Origin of the sequence: Kitasatospora sp. NPDC057738 (assembly GCF_042798815.1) — a bacterium.
GTDB classification, from domain to species: Bacteria; Actinomycetota; Actinomycetes; order Streptomycetales; family Streptomycetaceae; genus Kitasatospora; species Kitasatospora lactacystinica.
The window spans coordinates 80,118-94,085 of sequence record NZ_JBHVJT010000023.1 but is presented as its reverse complement, the minus strand read 5'-3'; the positions used below and the strand labels follow the sequence as shown (position 1 = coordinate 94,085).

At 76.3% G+C, this 13,968-nt stretch carries 12 protein-coding genes and 1 riboswitch; of the genes, 4 read left to right on the top strand and 8 right to left on the bottom strand.

The features are described 5' to 3' along the window. Positions 1 to 90: 90 nt before the first annotated feature. Entirely contained in the window at positions 91 to 1,032 is a 942-nt protein-coding gene (locus ACFVGO_RS15475) for an EamA family transporter (protein ID WP_380354286.1), read from the bottom strand. A gap of 140 nt (positions 1,033 to 1,172) precedes the next feature. On the opposite strand from ACFVGO_RS15475, the gene ACFVGO_RS15470 reads away from it, so the two are divergent. Both ACFVGO_RS15470 and ACFVGO_RS15465 read left to right on the top strand, forming a co-directional pair. Continuing rightward, complete coding sequence (locus ACFVGO_RS15470) at positions 1,173 to 1,682, top strand: MarR family transcriptional regulator (protein WP_359903417.1); 510 nt, start codon at positions 1,173 to 1,175, stop codon at positions 1,680 to 1,682. An 86-nt stretch (positions 1,683 to 1,768) separates the two neighbouring features. Beyond that, entirely contained in the window at positions 1,769 to 2,221 is a 453-nt protein-coding gene (locus ACFVGO_RS15465; protein WP_359903415.1) for a hypothetical protein, read from the top strand. A 97-nt stretch (positions 2,222 to 2,318) separates the two neighbouring features. Here the strand turns inward: ACFVGO_RS15465 and ACFVGO_RS15460 are convergent, their stop codons facing one another. After that, positions 2,319 to 3,500, bottom strand: a complete 1,182-nt coding sequence (locus ACFVGO_RS15460) for an FAD-dependent monooxygenase (protein WP_380632165.1) — start codon at positions 3,498 to 3,500, stop codon at positions 2,319 to 2,321. 141 nt (positions 3,501 to 3,641) lie between these two features. Between ACFVGO_RS15460 and ACFVGO_RS15455 the strand changes: the two genes are divergently transcribed. Continuing rightward, entirely contained in the window at positions 3,642 to 4,229 is a 588-nt protein-coding gene (locus ACFVGO_RS15455) for a TetR/AcrR family transcriptional regulator (RefSeq protein WP_380632163.1), read from the top strand. Positions 4,230 to 4,357: 128 nt separating this feature from the next. On the opposite strand, the gene cpt is transcribed toward ACFVGO_RS15455, so the two are convergent. The 6 genes from cpt to ACFVGO_RS15425 all read right to left on the bottom strand — a co-directional run bounded on the left by cpt (position 4,358) and on the right by ACFVGO_RS15425 (position 11,826). Beyond that, complete coding sequence (gene cpt, locus ACFVGO_RS15450; RefSeq protein ID WP_359903465.1) at positions 4,358 to 4,894, bottom strand: chloramphenicol phosphotransferase CPT; 537 nt, start codon at positions 4,892 to 4,894, stop codon at positions 4,358 to 4,360. A 46-nt stretch (positions 4,895 to 4,940) separates the two neighbouring features. After that, positions 4,941 to 6,398: a cobyrinate a,c-diamide synthase gene (locus ACFVGO_RS15445; protein WP_380632161.1), complete on the bottom strand. Its 1,458-nt coding sequence runs from the start codon at positions 6,396 to 6,398 to the stop codon at positions 4,941 to 4,943. 4 nt (positions 6,399 to 6,402) lie between these two features. After that, positions 6,403 to 7,008, bottom strand: coding sequence for a cob(I)yrinic acid a,c-diamide adenosyltransferase (cobO, locus tag ACFVGO_RS15440; RefSeq protein ID WP_049655361.1), 606 nt, complete (start codon positions 7,006 to 7,008; stop codon positions 6,403 to 6,405). A 6-nt stretch (positions 7,009 to 7,014) separates the two neighbouring features. Next, positions 7,015 to 9,144 (bottom strand): putative cobaltochelatase, encoded by a 2,130-nt coding sequence (locus ACFVGO_RS15435; protein WP_380632159.1) that lies wholly within the window; start codon positions 9,142 to 9,144, stop codon positions 7,015 to 7,017. 154 nt (positions 9,145 to 9,298) lie between these two features. After that, positions 9,299 to 10,837 carry a cobyric acid synthase gene (locus tag ACFVGO_RS15430; protein ID WP_380632157.1) on the bottom strand — a complete coding sequence of 513 codons (1,539 nt, stop codon included), beginning with the start codon at positions 10,835 to 10,837 and terminating at the stop codon, positions 9,299 to 9,301. Next, a complete protein-coding gene (locus ACFVGO_RS15425) occupies positions 10,834 to 11,826 on the bottom strand; it encodes a cobalamin biosynthesis protein (protein ID WP_380632155.1) in 993 nt (330 codons plus the stop codon). The genes ACFVGO_RS15430 and ACFVGO_RS15425 overlap by 4 nt, the downstream gene beginning before the upstream one ends. Positions 11,827 to 11,933: 107 nt before the next feature. Beyond that, a riboswitch (cobalamin riboswitch) is annotated at positions 11,934 to 12,066 on the bottom strand. 348 nt (positions 12,067 to 12,414) lie between these two features. Between ACFVGO_RS15425 and ACFVGO_RS15420 the strand changes: the two genes are divergently transcribed. Beyond that, on the top strand, positions 12,415 to 13,521 hold the full coding sequence (locus ACFVGO_RS15420; protein ID WP_380632153.1) for an alpha/beta hydrolase: 1,107 nt from the start codon (positions 12,415 to 12,417) through the stop codon (positions 13,519 to 13,521). Positions 13,522 to 13,968 lie beyond the last annotated feature (447 nt).

Sequence of the window (13,968 nt, the reverse complement as noted above, 5' to 3'; positions counted from 1 at the left end):
GTACGCCCCGGTCCGGAGGCCGGGGCGAGGGGGGTCGGAAACAGCCGAATGCCTGCGGGTGGGCACCCGGCAGGCGTTCGAGGACTGCGGTCAGCGGGCGGTGGCCGGTTCGGGCCGGGGGGTGGGCGCGGTGGTCGGTGCCGGTGCCGGTGCCGGTGCCGGGGTGCGGCGGGCGGGGGCCTGGCCGACGAGCATGGCGGCGAGGGCGAGGAGAAGGCCGAGGAGCTGCCAGGGGGTGAGGGTCTGGCCGAGGACGACGAGGCCGCCGAGGGTGGCGACGACCGGGTTGATCAGGCCGAGGAAGGATGCCGGGCCGGCGCCGAGGTGCTCGATGCCGCGGAACCAGAGGAAGTAGCCGAGCGCGGTGCCGAACAGGCCGAGGTAGGCGAAGCCGGCCAGGTTGGCGGCGCTGAGGGCGGGCGGCGCGCCCTCGACCACGGCGGCGAGCGGCACGAGGAAGACCGAGCCGGCCAGGAGCTGCCAGGCGGTGAGGTCGAGCAGGGTGGCGCCCTCGGGGCGGCCCCAGCGGCGGGTGAGGACGGTGCCCATGGCCATCAGGGAGATCCCGGCGACCATCGAGGCGATCCCGACGCCGTCCAGCCGGGCGCCGCTCTTGAGCACCAGCAGGGCCACTCCGCCGACCCCGACCAGTCCCGCGATCACCGCCCGCCGTCCGGGCCGCACCCGCAGCACGCCGATCGAGAACCCGGCGACGAGCAGCGGCTGGATCGCCCCGATGGTGGCGGCGACGCCGCCGGGCAGGCGGTACGCGCCGACGAACATCAGCGGGAAGAACAGCCCGATGTTGAGCATCCCGAGTGCGGCCGCGCGCCCCCACCAGCGCCCCTTGGGAAGTCGGCGGCCGATCAGCAGCAGGAGCAGTCCGGCCGGCAGGGCGCGCAGGGCGGCGAGCAGCAGCGGGCGGCCCTCGGGCAGCAGCTGGGTGGTGACGAGGTAGGTGGTGCCCCACGCGGCCGGGGCGAGTGCGGCGGTGACGGCGATCCCCGCGCGCTTGCGGTCCATGACGGCCATGACGTCCCCCTGAACGTTGATTATCTGAACGTTGAGATACTTTCTACGCCCAGGATCGGAGAACGTCAAGTATGTGAATGTTAAGATATCTGCGTTGGACGGAAGGCTTCGGAACGGACGGCCCCGGGAGGGCGGCGGACATGCAGCAGCGCGACACCGTGGACGACATCGTCGAGCAGTGGGCCCGGGCCCGCCCCGACCTGGACGCCGGGCCCATGGCCCTGATCGGCCGGCTCCGACGGCTCAACGTCCGGGTCGACAACGCCCTGCGCGAGTACTTCACCGCCTGCGGCCTGGACTCCTCCGAGTTCGACGTGCTGGCCACGCTGCGCCGCTCCGGGGAGCCGTACGAGCTCAACGCCCGCGCGCTGCTCAAGTCCGCGATGGTCACCTCCGGCGCCATCACCAACCGGGTCGACCGGCTGTCCGCCAAGGGCCTGGTCGAGCGCAACCCGTGCCCGAGCGACCGCCGCGCCGTCCTGGTCCGCCTCACCCCGGCCGGCAAGGAGCTGATCGACGGCGCCCTGGCCGGCCACGTCGGCAACGAGGAACGCATCCTCTCGGCCCTCGACGCGGACGAGCGCACCCGGCTCGACGCCCTGCTGCGCAAGCTGCTCATCGCGCACGGGGACACCGAGCCGCTCCTCTGAACCGGGGTCGGGTGCGCCGCGCCGCGTGTCCGGCCGCGTCCCGGCCGCGTTGTCCTCTGCGGAAGCCCAGCGGAGGAGAGACCCCGATGAACGAGAAGACGCCCAGGGACATCGCCGTCGACGACCAGCTGCGGGCCGCCGGCGCGGAGGGCGCCCGGTGGCTCACCGCCTCCGGGTGGGGGCCGCCCGTCAGGGTGCCGCTGCAGCACGCGGCGAAGTGGCAGCAGGAGACCCGGGCCCGGATGCTGGCGGCCCAGCAGGACGAGTCCTGCACGTGGTGCGACCACCTGCTGCACGGCGGCCCCCAGCCCGTCGTCGTGCACGCGGAACACCCGACCCACCTGATCTGCCGCGCCTGCTCGGTCGCCGCCCGCCCCCGCCGCGTCTGCCTGGACTGCGGGGAGCCGGCCTCCTCCGAGTCCCCGGCCGACGGGCGCGAGGACGTCTTCATGGGCGCGGTGGCGATCTACACCCGGCTGCGCTGCGTCGCCTGCCACCGGTCCGACCCGCTCGACGGCACCTTCGGCAAGCTCGCCTGACGGCCGCCCGGACCCCGCCCCCGCGCCTGCCCCGGCCGCGGCTCCGAGAGCCGCGGCGGACGTGCTCGGCGGACGTGTGCGGCGGAGGGCGGTCCCCTCACGCCGCCCCGCCCGGGGTCGGCGGCCGCCAGTTGTACGTCCGGGCCGCGCGGCTCAGCAGGGCGCGGGCGGGGAGCAGGCCGGCGAGGGTGAGGGCGGTGGTGCGCAGGAAGGTGGCGGCGGGGGAGCGGAGGGCGACGAGGTCGCCGATGCGGCGGGAGCCGGCGACGACGGCGGTGGTGCGGGGGAGCCGGGCGGCGGTGTAGGCGGGCAGGGCGGCGGCGGGGTCGGTGCCGGGGGTGAGCGGGGAGGCCAGGACGAGGGCGTCCTCGATGGCCTGGCAGGCGCCCTGGCCCTGGAAGGGGCACATCGCGTGGGCGGCGTCGCCGAGGAGGGCGACCCGGCCGTGGTGGTGGGCGGGCAGCGGGTCGGCGAGGTCCCGGACGTCGTGGCGCAGGACCCGCTCGGGCTCGGCCAGGGCGAACAGTTGCGGTACGGGGGCGCACCAGTCGCCGTACCGGCGCAGGAGTTCGGCCCGCTCGTCCCCGTCGGCGGCCCGTTCACCGGCCGGGGCGAGGGCGGCGCCGTACACGTAGACCCGGCCGTCGGCGAGCGGGACGATTCCGGCGAGCTTCCCGCGGCCCCACACCTCGCCGGCGGCGGCCGGGAGGCGGCCGGGGGTGACGATGGTGCGCCAGGTGGTGAACCCGCTGTAGCGGGGGCCGGGGTGCCGGGGGAAGAGCAGGCTCCGGGTCGCGGAGTGGATGCCGTCGGCGGCGACGACCAGGTCGGCCGTCTCCTCCCCGTCGGCGGTGCGGACGACGGCGGGCCCGGTCGTGCTGCCGGGGGTGACGAGGGTGGCGGGCGAGCCGGTGCGGACGGTGCCCTCCGGGAGCGCGTCGACCAGGGCGGTGATGACGTCGGCGCGGGCGACGGCGGCGATGGTGTCGCCGAAGCGGGCCTCGAAGGCGGACGTGCTGGTGCGGACGAGCCAGCGGCCGGAGGGGTGGCGCAGGCCGACGGCGGGGTGCGGGGTGGCGAGGGCGCGCAGGTGCCCGCCGATGCCGAGCCGGTCGAGGCAGCGCAGGGCGTTGGGGGCCAGGGCGAGTCCGGCGCCGACGGGTTCGAGGGAGTCGGCGCGCTCGTGGACGCGGACGGGGACGCCCTGTCGGTGGAGGGCGAGGGCGGCGGCGAGGCCACCGATGCCGCCGCCGATGACGATCGCCTGGTGCAGGCCCATGAGGGAGCTCCTCTTCTCGCGCGCTCTGGCCACTACAGGTGTAGTGTCCGGCGCACCGAACGGTACTACACATGTAGTGAGTCGTAAACTGCGGCTGTAGTGAGTTGGGGGAGCCTCTTCGGAAAGGCCATGATCGGACCCATGACACCCCCGCGCCCGACCCTGATCGCCGACGCCGCCATCGACGTGATCGCCGACGCCGGCCTGCGCGGGCTCACCCACCGCGCCGTGGACGACGCGTCCGGCCTGCCCGCCGGCTCGACCTCCAACCTCGCCCGGACCAGGGCCGCCCTGCTGGAGCTCGTGCTCACCCGGATCGTCGAGCGGGAGACCGCCGACTACCCGGTCCTCGTCGAGGGCGAGCTGCCGGCGGCCGCCGTCCCGCCGCGCGAGCTGCTGGCCGAGGTCGGCGCCGAGGTGCTCTTCCAGGCGCTCACAGGTGGCCGCCGGATCACCTTGGCCCGCCTGGAGCTCGCCCTGGAGGCCACCCGCAGGCCCGAACTGCGCTCCCTCTACGACCGGCTGGGCGCGCGCTTCGCCCAGCGCGCCGCCGAGCTGCTCGCCGCCGCCGGTTCGGGCGACCCGACGGGGGACTCCCGCCGGTTGATCCGCTGGTGCGACGGCGTGCTGTTCAACGCGACGGCCGGCAGCGGGCACTGGCACGTGCCGATGCCCGAGGAACTGCGCGAGGAGATCGACCGCTACCTCGCCGTGCTGCTCGACCGTTAGGCCCGGGATCCGGCGGCGCCGGCGGCGGTCCGGGTCGTCGACCCGGCGCTCGCCGCCGTCGTCACCCGCGCGCCGGCCATCGGCCCGGAGCAGCGCCCGGCGGACGGTACCGCCCGGCCGGCGGCGGCTCAACCGTCGGACGCCACCCGCCCGGCGACGAGCCGGGCGCAGTCGTCCACCGAGGCCCGCGAGGTGTCGACGACCAGGTCGTAGGCGACGCCCTGGTGCACCGCCGAGGCCTGCGCGGCGGCCATTCCGGCCGCCCGGTCGCCGCGCGCGGCCTCTCGCGCCGCGGCCACCGCAGGATCGCAGCGCACCCCGACCCAGAGCACGTCCAGACCCTCCAGCGCCGCCCGCCACCGGGCCTGCGAAGCGGCGCCGCCGAGGAACACCTCGTCCACCACGATCCGCGCCCCGGCCCGGGCCATCGCCGCCACCCCGAGCGTCCAGGCGGCGTCCAGCGCGGCGAAGACCGGGCCGACCTCGACCGTCCCGTTCCCGCCCTCCAGCCCGCCGATCCCCTCGCCGCCGTCGCGCAACGACGCCGGCAGTGCGTCGACCATGGTGTCCGCGCCGAGGTGCAGCCACGGGTCCGGCAGAACTTCCTGCAGGCGCCGGGCGATGCTCGACTTGCCGGAGCTGGACCCGCCGTTGAGAACGATCACATGCATGGGCGGAGCCTATGGCCGCACACCCCGCGGCGTCGCCGCGTTATCCGGGGGCGCCCCAGGGGACGGGACGAGCCGCGGACTGCACGCCTCCGGCCGCTCCCGCCGCGAAGCCCGCTCCCGCCGCGAAGCCCGCCCTGGCCGCGAAGCCCGCCGCCGCGGCCGTGAAGGAGGACGCCAGCGCCGGCGCGCCCGCCCAGTGCAGGTGCAGGTAGGAGGCGTGCACGTTGCCGCCCGCGAAGCCCTCGGTGCGGGGGCCGGTGGGAAGGCGCCAGCCCCAGGCCGGGAGTTCGCCCGCCCCGGGTTCGCAGACCGTGCGGTGGAACTCGTGGCCGCGCAGCCTGGTGCCGGCCGGGCCCAGCGGGGAGTCGTGCAGGGCGACCGCCTCCCGGTAGCCGAGGGTGAGCCGCTCGGTCATCCGGGCGTCGGTGGCCAGCACGCCGCACATCGGCAGGCCGTCCAACTCCCGCCCCAGGTAGAGCAGTCCGGCGCACTCGGCGGCGATCGGCCCGCCCGCGGCGGCGAACCCGGCGATGGCGGCGCGAAGTTCGGCGTTGCCGCTCAACTCGCGCACGTACAGCTCCGGGAAGCCGCCGCCGATCACCAGGCCGGCCGTGTCCTCGGGCAGCGACGAGGCGTGCAGCGGGTCGAACGGGACCACCTCCGCGCCCGCCGCGCCGAGCAGTTCGGCGTTCTCGGCGTACGAGAAGGAGAAGGCCGCGCCGCCCGCCACCGCGATCCGCGGCCGGCCGGCCACCGGGGTGACCTCGGCCGACGGGTCCCACGGTTCGGCGTCCAGGTCCGGTGCCGTCCGGGCGAGTTCGAGCAGGGCGTCCAGGTCGACCGAGGAGGCCACCAGCTCGCCCATGTCGGCGACCGCCCGCAGGGCCTGCGCCGAGCGCTCCACCGCCGGGATCAGCCCGAGGTGGCGGGACGGCGTGGCGACCGCGGCTGAGCGGCGCAGCGCGCCCAGCACCGGCACGCCGGAGCCCTCCTCCAGGGCCTCGCGCAGGAGCTGCTCGTGCCGGTCGGAGGCGACCCGGTTGAGGATCACTCCGGCGAGCCGCACCTGCGGGTCCCAGGAGGCGAAGCCGTGCACCAGCGCGGCCACCGAGCGGGACTGCGAGGAGCCGTCCACCACCAGCACCACCGGCGCCCGCAGCAGCTTGGAGACGTGCGCGGTGGAGGCCAGCTCCCCGCGCCCGGAGGCCCCGTCGAACAGGCCCATGACCCCCTCGACCACCGCGACGTCCGCCCCCGCCGCGCCGTGCAGGAACAGCGGTGCGATCCGCTCCGGCCCGCACAGGAAGGCGTCCAGGTTGCGGCCCGGGCGCCCGGCGGCGAGCGCGTGGTAGCCCGGGTCGATGTAGTCGGGGCCGACCTTGTGCGGCGACACCGCCAGCCCGCGCGCGGCGAGCGCCGCGATCAGGCCGGTGGCGACGGTGGTCTTGCCGGCGCCCGAGGAGGGCGCGGCGACGACGAGGCGGGGGACGGTGCTCAACGGCCTACCACTCGATACCGCGCTGGCCCTTGCGGCCGGCGTCCATGGGGTGCTTGACCTTGGTCATCTCGGTGACCAGGTCGGCGAATCCGGTCAGCGCCTCGGGCGCGTACCGGCCGGTGATGACGACGTGCTGACTGCCCGGACGGTCCTTGAGCACGGCCACCACCTCGTCCGGGTCGACCCACCCCCAGTGCATCGGGTAGGTGAACTCGTCCAGCACGTAGAAGCGGTAGGTCTCGGCCGCGAGGTCCCGCTTGACCTGCTCCCAGCCCTCCTTGGCCGCCTCCTCGCTGGACATCTCCTGCTCGGCGGAGCGCTGGATCCAGGACCAGCCGGAGCCCATCTTGTGCCAGTCGACGGTGCCGCCCTCGCCGGAGGCGCCGAGCACGCGCAGCGCGTTCTCCTCGCCGACCTTCCACTTGGCGGACTTCACGAACTGGAACACCCCGACCGGCCAGCCCTGGTTCCAGGCCCGCAGCGCCATGCCGAACGCGGCCGTGGACTTGCCCTTGCCGGGGCCGGTGTGCACGGCGGTGATCGGCAGTGTGCGGCGCTGACGGGTCGTCAGGCCGTCGTCGGGGACGCTCTCGGGGACACCCTTGGGCATGTCGGCTCAGGCCGCCTTTCGCATCGCGGTGGTTGCACGGTTCGCAGAACGGTTGTCGGACCGGCTCTCGCGGACGAGCGAGGCCACGCCCTCGGCGCGCAGCTCGTCCAGGCCGACGGCGGTGCCGCCGAGCAGCCCGGCCAGGGTGCGGGCCAGGCCCAGGCGGACCGGGCCGGACTCGCAGTCCAGCACCACGCTCGCCGTGCCCTGCGCCGCGAACAGCGCGGCCGCGCGGTGCGAGCGGGCGAGCGCGTCCCGCCCGCCGGTGGCCCGGCCGTCGGTCACCACGACCAGCAGCGGGCGCCGGCTCGGGTCGCGCAGCCGCTCCACCCGCAGCACCTCGTGCGCGCGCAGCAGGCCGGCGGCCAGCGGGGTCCGCCCGCCGGTGGGCAGCGACTCCAGCCGGGCCGCGCCGACCTCCACCGAGGAGGTGGGCGGCAGCGCCAGCTCGGCACCCGCGCCCCGGAAGGTGATCATGCCGATCTTGTCGCGGCGCTGGTAGGCGTCCATCAGCAGCGACAGCACCGCGCCCTTGACGGTGGTCATCCGCTGCCGGGCGGCCATCGACCCGGAGGCGTCCACCACGAACAGCACCAGGTTGGACTCCCGCCCCTGACGCACCTGTTCGCGGAAGTCGTCCTTGTGCACCACCAGCGCGCGCCCGCTGCGCCCGCGCGCCGCCTGGTGCGGCGCGGCGGCCTGGAGGGTCGCGGTCAGGTGCAGCCGGCCGAGCGCGCCCTGCGGGCGGCGGGCGCGGATGGTGTGCCCGCCGGTGGTCTCGGCGGGGGAGCGGCGGCCCTGGGCGCCGTGCCCGGTGCCCTTGACGGTGAACAGCTGGGTCCGGTACGGGTCCCCGGCCGCGACCGGCGCCGACTCCCTTGCGGGGGAGGGGTGTTGGGCGGGCACGGGCTGCTGCGCCGGCTCCTCGGGGCCCTCGGGGGAGGGTGCCTCGGGGGCCGGCGGCTCGGGAGCGGACCCCTCGGGGCCGCCGTCGGACGGCTCGGGCGCGCCGCCGCCGTCGGGGCCGCCCCCGTCCGGACCGCCCTCCGGCCCGTCGCCGTCGCCGTCCGGCCCGTCGCCGTCCGGGCCGGATCCGTCGCCCTCGGGCTCCGGCTCCTCCTGCTGCGCGTGCTCCTCCAGCGTCCGGTCCAGCTGCTCCTCGTCCAGCCCCGGCGCGTCGAAGGGGTTGCGGCGGCGCCGGTGCGGCAGCGCCAGCCGCGCCGCCTTGCGGACGTCCTCCTCCTGCACCTCGGTGCGCCCGTCCCAGGCCGCCAGTGCGACGGCCGTGCGGGCCATCACGATGTCGGCGCGCAGCCCGTCCACCTCGAACGCGGCGCACACGGCGGTGATCTGACGCAGCGCCACATCGGTCAGCTCGACCTTGGGCAGCAACTCCCGCGCCGCGACGATGCGTTCGGCGAGAGCCCGCTCCTCCTCGGCGAACCGCTCGGCGAAGCCGGCCGGGTCCGCGTCGTAGGCGAGCCGGCGGCGGACCACCTCGGCGCGCTCGGCCGGATCCCGGGTGGCGGCGATCTCGACGGTCAGGCCGAACCGGTCGAGCAGCTGCGGCCGCAGCTCGCCCTCCTCCGGGTTCATCGTGCCCACCAGCAGGAACCGGGCCGCGTGGCGCACCGACACGCCCTCGCGCTCGACGTAGGAGCGGCCCATCGCGGCGGCGTCCAGCAGCAGGTCCACCACGTGGTCCTGGAGCAGGTTCACCTCGTCGATGTAGAGCACGCCGCGGTGCGCCCTCGCGAGCAGCCCGGGCTCGTACGCCTTGACGCCCTCGGCCAGCGCCCGCTCCAGGTCGAGCGAGCCGACGATCCGGTCCTCGGCCACGCCGACCGGCAACTCGACCAGCTGGGCCGGCCGTTCGGAAGCGGGCGGGGAGACGTGCGGCCCGTCCGGGCACTGCGGGTCGGGCGCGGCCGGGTCGCAGGCGAAGCGGCAGCCGTCCACGGTGGCGATGGACGGCAGCAGGCCGGCCAGCGCGCGCACCATGGTCGACTTCGCGGTGCCCTTCTCACCGCGCACCAGCACGCCGCCCACGGCCGGGGAGACCGCGTTCAGCAGCAGCCCGAGCCGCAGGTCGGCCATGCCGACGATCGCGGTGAACGGATAGCGGACGTCACTCATGCCGTACCCCACTCCTGTCGTGCCCGGTTCCGCGGCACCGTCCGGTCCTGTGATCCTGCCCGGTTCCGTGATCCTGCCCGGCTTCGTGATCCTGCCTGGTCCCGTGATCCTGCCCGGCTCTGCTGCCGTACCCGGCACTGCCGCCGTACCCGGCTCATGCGTCACTCCCAGGGGCCCCGGGCGGGACGAACGGCAGCGATCCGGCCGCCGGCACCCCGCCCTCGATCAGCTTCCACAGCGCGTCGGTGTCGGCGTGCTCCTCGATCAGGTCGCCCAGCCGGTCCAGCCGGGCCTCGCGCGCCGCGGCGAAGGAGGTGTCCGGGGCCGGGACGAATGCCCGGCCCGACAACGCGGCGACCTCGCGCAGGAGTTCGCGGCGGAACCCGTCGTTCTCCAGCGCGCCGTGCCAGGTCGTGCCCCAGACCGGGCCCACCCGGCAGCCGTCCAGACTCCGTCCCCGGCCGTCGGAGACGAACGGGTCCCCGCCCTCGACGGTGACCACCCCGTGGTGGATCTCGTAGCCCTCCACCCGCTGCCCGAACGCCTCGCCGACCGGCCGCGCCAGCACCTTCTCGGCGCCGAACCGCACCTGCGTCGGCAGCAGGCCGAGGCCCTCGACGGCCCCCGCCTTCGACTCGACCTCGTCCACGATCGAGCGCGCCAGCATCTGGTAGCCGCCGCAGACCCCGAGGACCGGCAGCCCGGCCGCCGCCCGCGCCCGCAGCGCCGGCTCCAGGCCGCGCTCGCGCAGCCAGGCGAGGTCGGCGACGGTGGCCCGGGTCCCGGGCAGCACCACCAGGTCGGCGTCGGCCAGCTCCTCCGGGCGGGTCGCCCAGCGCACCAGCACGCCCGGCTCCTGCGCGAGCGCGTCCATGTCGGTGAAGTTGGACAGCCGCGGGAAGCGCACCACGGCCACCCGCAGCACGTCCGCGCCGTACGGCCCGGGCCCGTCCGCCCGGTCCACCACCGTCGACAGGTCCAGCGAGTCCTCGGCGTCCAGCCAGAGCCCGGGCAGCATCGGCAGCGTGCCCAGCACCGGACGGCCGGTCAGCCCGTGCAGCATCTCCAGCCCGGGCGCGAGCAGCCGCGCGTCACCGCGGAACTTGTTGACGAACCAGCCGGCCACGTGCCGCTGGTCCTCCGCCGACAGCAGCGCCAGCGTCCCGTACATCGCCGCGAAGACCCCGCCGCGGTCGATGTCCCCGACCACCACCACCGGCAGGGCGGCGGCCGTCGCCAGGCCCATGTTGGCGATGTCGCGGTCGCGCAGGTTGATCTCGGCGGGCGAGCCCGCGCCCTCGCAGACCACCACGTCGTAGCGGCCGCGCAGGTCCGCCAGGCACTCCAGGGCACGCTCCAGCAGGACGGGCTTGCGCTCGCGGTAGTCCAGCGCGCCCACCTCCGCCACCGGCCTGCCGAGCAGCACCACCTGGCTGCGGCCGTCCGCGCCCGGCTTGAGCAGCACCGGGTTCATCGCCGCCTCCGGCTCCACCCGGGCGGCCTGCGCCTGCATCGCCTGGGCGCGGCCGATCTCGGCGCCGTCGGCGGTGACGAAGGAATTGAGCGACATGTTCTGCGCCTTGAACGGCGCGACCCGCACGCCCTGGCGGACGAGCCAACGGCAGATCCCGGCCGTCACCACGCTCTTGCCCGCGTCCGAGGTCGTCCCCGCGACCAGCAGCGCCTTGCTCATGCCCGTCCCCTCTTCCTCAGCAGCATCCGCAGCAGGACGTGCCCCGCGACCGTCGTACCCAGCGCCAGTGCGCCCACCCGCCGGGAGAGCGCACAGGCGCGCTCGATGTCGTCCACCGTCACCGGCCGCAGCTCCGCACCCAGCACGGGCCGGTGCTCCACCCGCTCGCCGTACCGCAGCGCCCCGCCCAGCCGTACGCCCACCGCGCCGGCGAACGCCGCCTCGGCCTGGCCCGCGTTCGGGCTCGGGTGCGCGGAGCCGTCGCGCCGCCAGACCCGCCAGGCCGTACGGGGCTCGGGCGCGGCGGCCACCGTCAGCAGCGCCGTCAGCCGGGCGCCCGGCCAGCCCGCCAGGTCGTCCAGCCGGGCCGAGGCCCAGCCGAACCGGGCGTGGCGCGGCGAGCGGTGACCCACCATCGCGTCCAGGGTGTTCACGGCGCGGAAGGCCAGCAGGCCGGGCGTGCCGGCCAGGGCGCCCCAGGTCAGCGCGTTCACCACGGCGTCGGCGGTGTTCTCGGCCACCGACTCGACCACCGCCCGGGCGATCTGCTGCCCGTCCAGCGCGCTCGGGTCCCGCCCGCACAGGTGCGGCAGCCGCTCCCGGGCGGCCGCGAGGTCGCCCGCGGCCAGCGAGCGGCCGATGGTGCGCGCCTCCCGGGTCAGCGAGGTGCCGCCGAGCACCGTCCAGGTCGCGGCCGCCGCCAGCACCGCCCGGCCCAGCGGACGCCGGCCCACCGTACGGTCCAGGGCGAGCGCGCCCGCCACGACCGCGCCCACGCACAGCGCCGTGTACCCGGCCCCCGCGCCGCGGTCGTCGCGCCACAGCCGACGCTCCAGCCGGGTCGCGGCGCTGCCGAAGACGGCCACCGGATGGCCCCGGCGGGGGTCGGCGAAGCGGGCGTCGGCGACATGGCCCGCGACGGCGCCGAGCGCGAACGCGGCTGCGCGGGCCAGCGGGCGCGGCGAGGAGGAGGGCCCGAGCGGGGTCATCGGGGGCACGGCGGAAGGCAGCTCGGAGTCCGGTGGGGCGGGGCAGCCTGCATCGCGTGCGTGTCCTCACTCAGGGTCCGCGCCCTGGATCGACGTGACGGGGGCGAGAGTCTCCTGGCTTCCGGGTCGAACGCACCCCCGGAGCCTTCCAGCGGCCGTCGACGGCCGCCGTGGCGATGTTCCGAGCGTGCTCCCCGGTGACAGTGGCGGGACCGCGCCGGAATTCCACCGGCTTCCTCTCCATGCCTCCGTTTGGCCCCAGGATCCCATCACGGGCCCGAACCGGGAGTCAACCGAGGTCACGGAGGGGTTGGTCACACGCGGACGCCGCCGACGCGCCGGGGGATCGCCGGCGCGGGGCCGCCCTCCACCGGGAACACCACGTCCCCTCCCACCGGGGCACCGCCGGCTCCGCCGCCCCGCCCTCACCACCGACACCCCTGCCGCCCGCTCCCGGCACCTCCTCGGCGCCGCCGGGCCGCCGCCCGGGTGACCCGGACGGCCCAGCCCGGTGGCCGGGCGGACGGAGCGCCGGTGAACTGGTGCCCGAACACCGTCCGGTCCGTGAGCAACAGAGCGGGGAGCGAAATGCGTTGGGGAACCGCCGCCGTCGTGGCGGCCGCCGCGGTCGGGGCCGCCGTGCTGGTGATCGGCCGTCGGGCCTCCGAGCGGACGGTCCGTCCGGTGGCCGCCGTCCCGAAGTCCGGGCCGGTCCTGGTCCGCGGCCTCGCCCCCGGCCGCGTCACCTTCACCCGCGGCCCCGAGAGCCTGCGCCCCGGCCGCTGGGCGGTCGAGTGGGCGGACGGCGGGCACGCGGTCGTCGAGGAGGTCCTGCACAGCGACGAGCGGGGCGTCACCCGCCGGCTGCTCCGCGCCGACCGGGGCACGCTCACCCCCGGCACCGAGGTCCGCTTCACCCCCCGGGTCCACCTCGGCGACCCCACCGAGGCACTCGGCCTCCCCTTCACCGACACCACCGCCGACGGCGAGCTCGGCGCCCTTCCCGCCTGGCGGCTCGACGGCAAGCGCGGCACCTGGGTGATCCTGGTGCACGGCCCCGAGGCCGACCGCCAGCAGACCCTCCCGGTGCTCCCCGTCCTCGACCGGCTCGGCCTGCCCACCCTCGCCGTCACCTACCGCGGCGACCAGGGCGCCCCCGCCTCCCCGGACGGGCTCAGCCACTTCGGCGAGACCGAGTGGCGCGACATCGAGGCGGCGGTACGGCTGGCGCTCGACAGCGGCGCGGGCAAGGTGATCCTCTACGGCTGGTCGGTCGGCGCGACCACGGCCCTCCAGACCGCGGCCCGCACCGCGTGGCCGCACGCCGTCAGCGGCCTCATCCTCGACTCGCCGGTGCTCGACCTCCCGGTCTCCGCCCGCCGGGACGCCGCCCGGGCCGGGTTCCAGGGCGTCGCCGCCGAGCTCGGGGCCCTGGCCGCGGAGGGCCGCACCGGCGTCGACCTCGCCGACTTCGCCCGCATCGCCGACGGCACCGACCTGCGGGTGCCCACCCTTCTCCTGCACAGCCCCGAGGACCGGATCGCGCCCTTCGGCAGCGCCGAGAAGCTGGCCGCCGCCCGTCGCGACGTGGTCAGCCTCCAGGCCTTCCCCGGTGCCGACCACGCCGCCCTCTGGAACACCGCTCCCGACCGGTACACCGAACTGCTCCGCCGCTGGCTCACGCCGCTGCTGTAGGGCGCCGCCGGCGGGTCCTCGCCGGAACGTCTCCCGGACGTGCCGCGGTCGGTGCTCCGCTTCCGCCCCTGCGGATCGGAACGCGGCCCCACCGCCGAGGTCCGAGCCGGCCCGTTGGTTCGCCCCGTCGACCCGTCGCCCCGTCGACCCGTCGACCCGTCGACCCGATCCGTCCGATCCGTCCGACAGGGTCCGCGAGGCCCGCAAGACCCACGGGCCGCGCCCTCGCCCCCCTCCGCGTGCGGGCGTTTCCGGCTGGGCCGCGCCGGCTTTTCCGGCGCGCTTCCCCCCTGCCCACGAATGAACGTTTCCCCCATTCCGCCGTAGGCGCGGGAGGAGGCGGGCGGTCCGACCTCTCCCGCGGCACAACCCCCCCCCCCCCCCCCTCCCCCCTCCCGACTCGGACCGGGAAACCCCCCCGGAAAGCGACGGAAAGGGGGTTCCCCG

What these genes read in the sequence shown, in the direction of transcription:
- ACFVGO_RS15475 (WP_380354286.1), bottom strand. Translation starts at nt 1,032, where the DNA reads ATGGCCGTCATGGACCGCAAGCGCGCGGGGATCGCCGTCACCGCCGCA.
- ACFVGO_RS15470 (WP_359903417.1), top strand. Translation starts at nt 1,173, where the DNA reads ATGCAGCAGCGCGACACCGTGGACGACATCGTCGAGCAGTGGGCCCGG.
- ACFVGO_RS15465 (WP_359903415.1), top strand. Translation starts at nt 1,769, where the DNA reads ATGAACGAGAAGACGCCCAGGGACATCGCCGTCGACGACCAGCTGCGG.
- ACFVGO_RS15460 (WP_380632165.1), bottom strand. Translation starts at nt 3,500, where the DNA reads ATGGGCCTGCACCAGGCGATCGTCATCGGCGGCGGCATCGGTGGCCTC.
- ACFVGO_RS15455 (WP_380632163.1), top strand. Translation starts at nt 3,642, where the DNA reads ATGACACCCCCGCGCCCGACCCTGATCGCCGACGCCGCCATCGACGTG.
- cobO (WP_049655361.1), bottom strand. Translation starts at nt 7,008, where the DNA reads ATGCCCAAGGGTGTCCCCGAGAGCGTCCCCGACGACGGCCTGACGACC.
- ACFVGO_RS15435 (WP_380632159.1), bottom strand. Translation starts at nt 9,144, where the DNA reads ATGAGTGACGTCCGCTATCCGTTCACCGCGATCGTCGGCATGGCCGAC.
- ACFVGO_RS15430 (WP_380632157.1), bottom strand. Translation starts at nt 10,837, where the DNA reads ATGAGCAAGGCGCTGCTGGTCGCGGGGACGACCTCGGACGCGGGCAAG.
- ACFVGO_RS15425 (WP_380632155.1), bottom strand. Translation starts at nt 11,826, where the DNA reads ATGACCCCGCTCGGGCCCTCCTCCTCGCCGCGCCCGCTGGCCCGCGCA.
- ACFVGO_RS15420 (WP_380632153.1), top strand. Translation starts at nt 12,415, where the DNA reads ATGCGTTGGGGAACCGCCGCCGTCGTGGCGGCCGCCGCGGTCGGGGCC.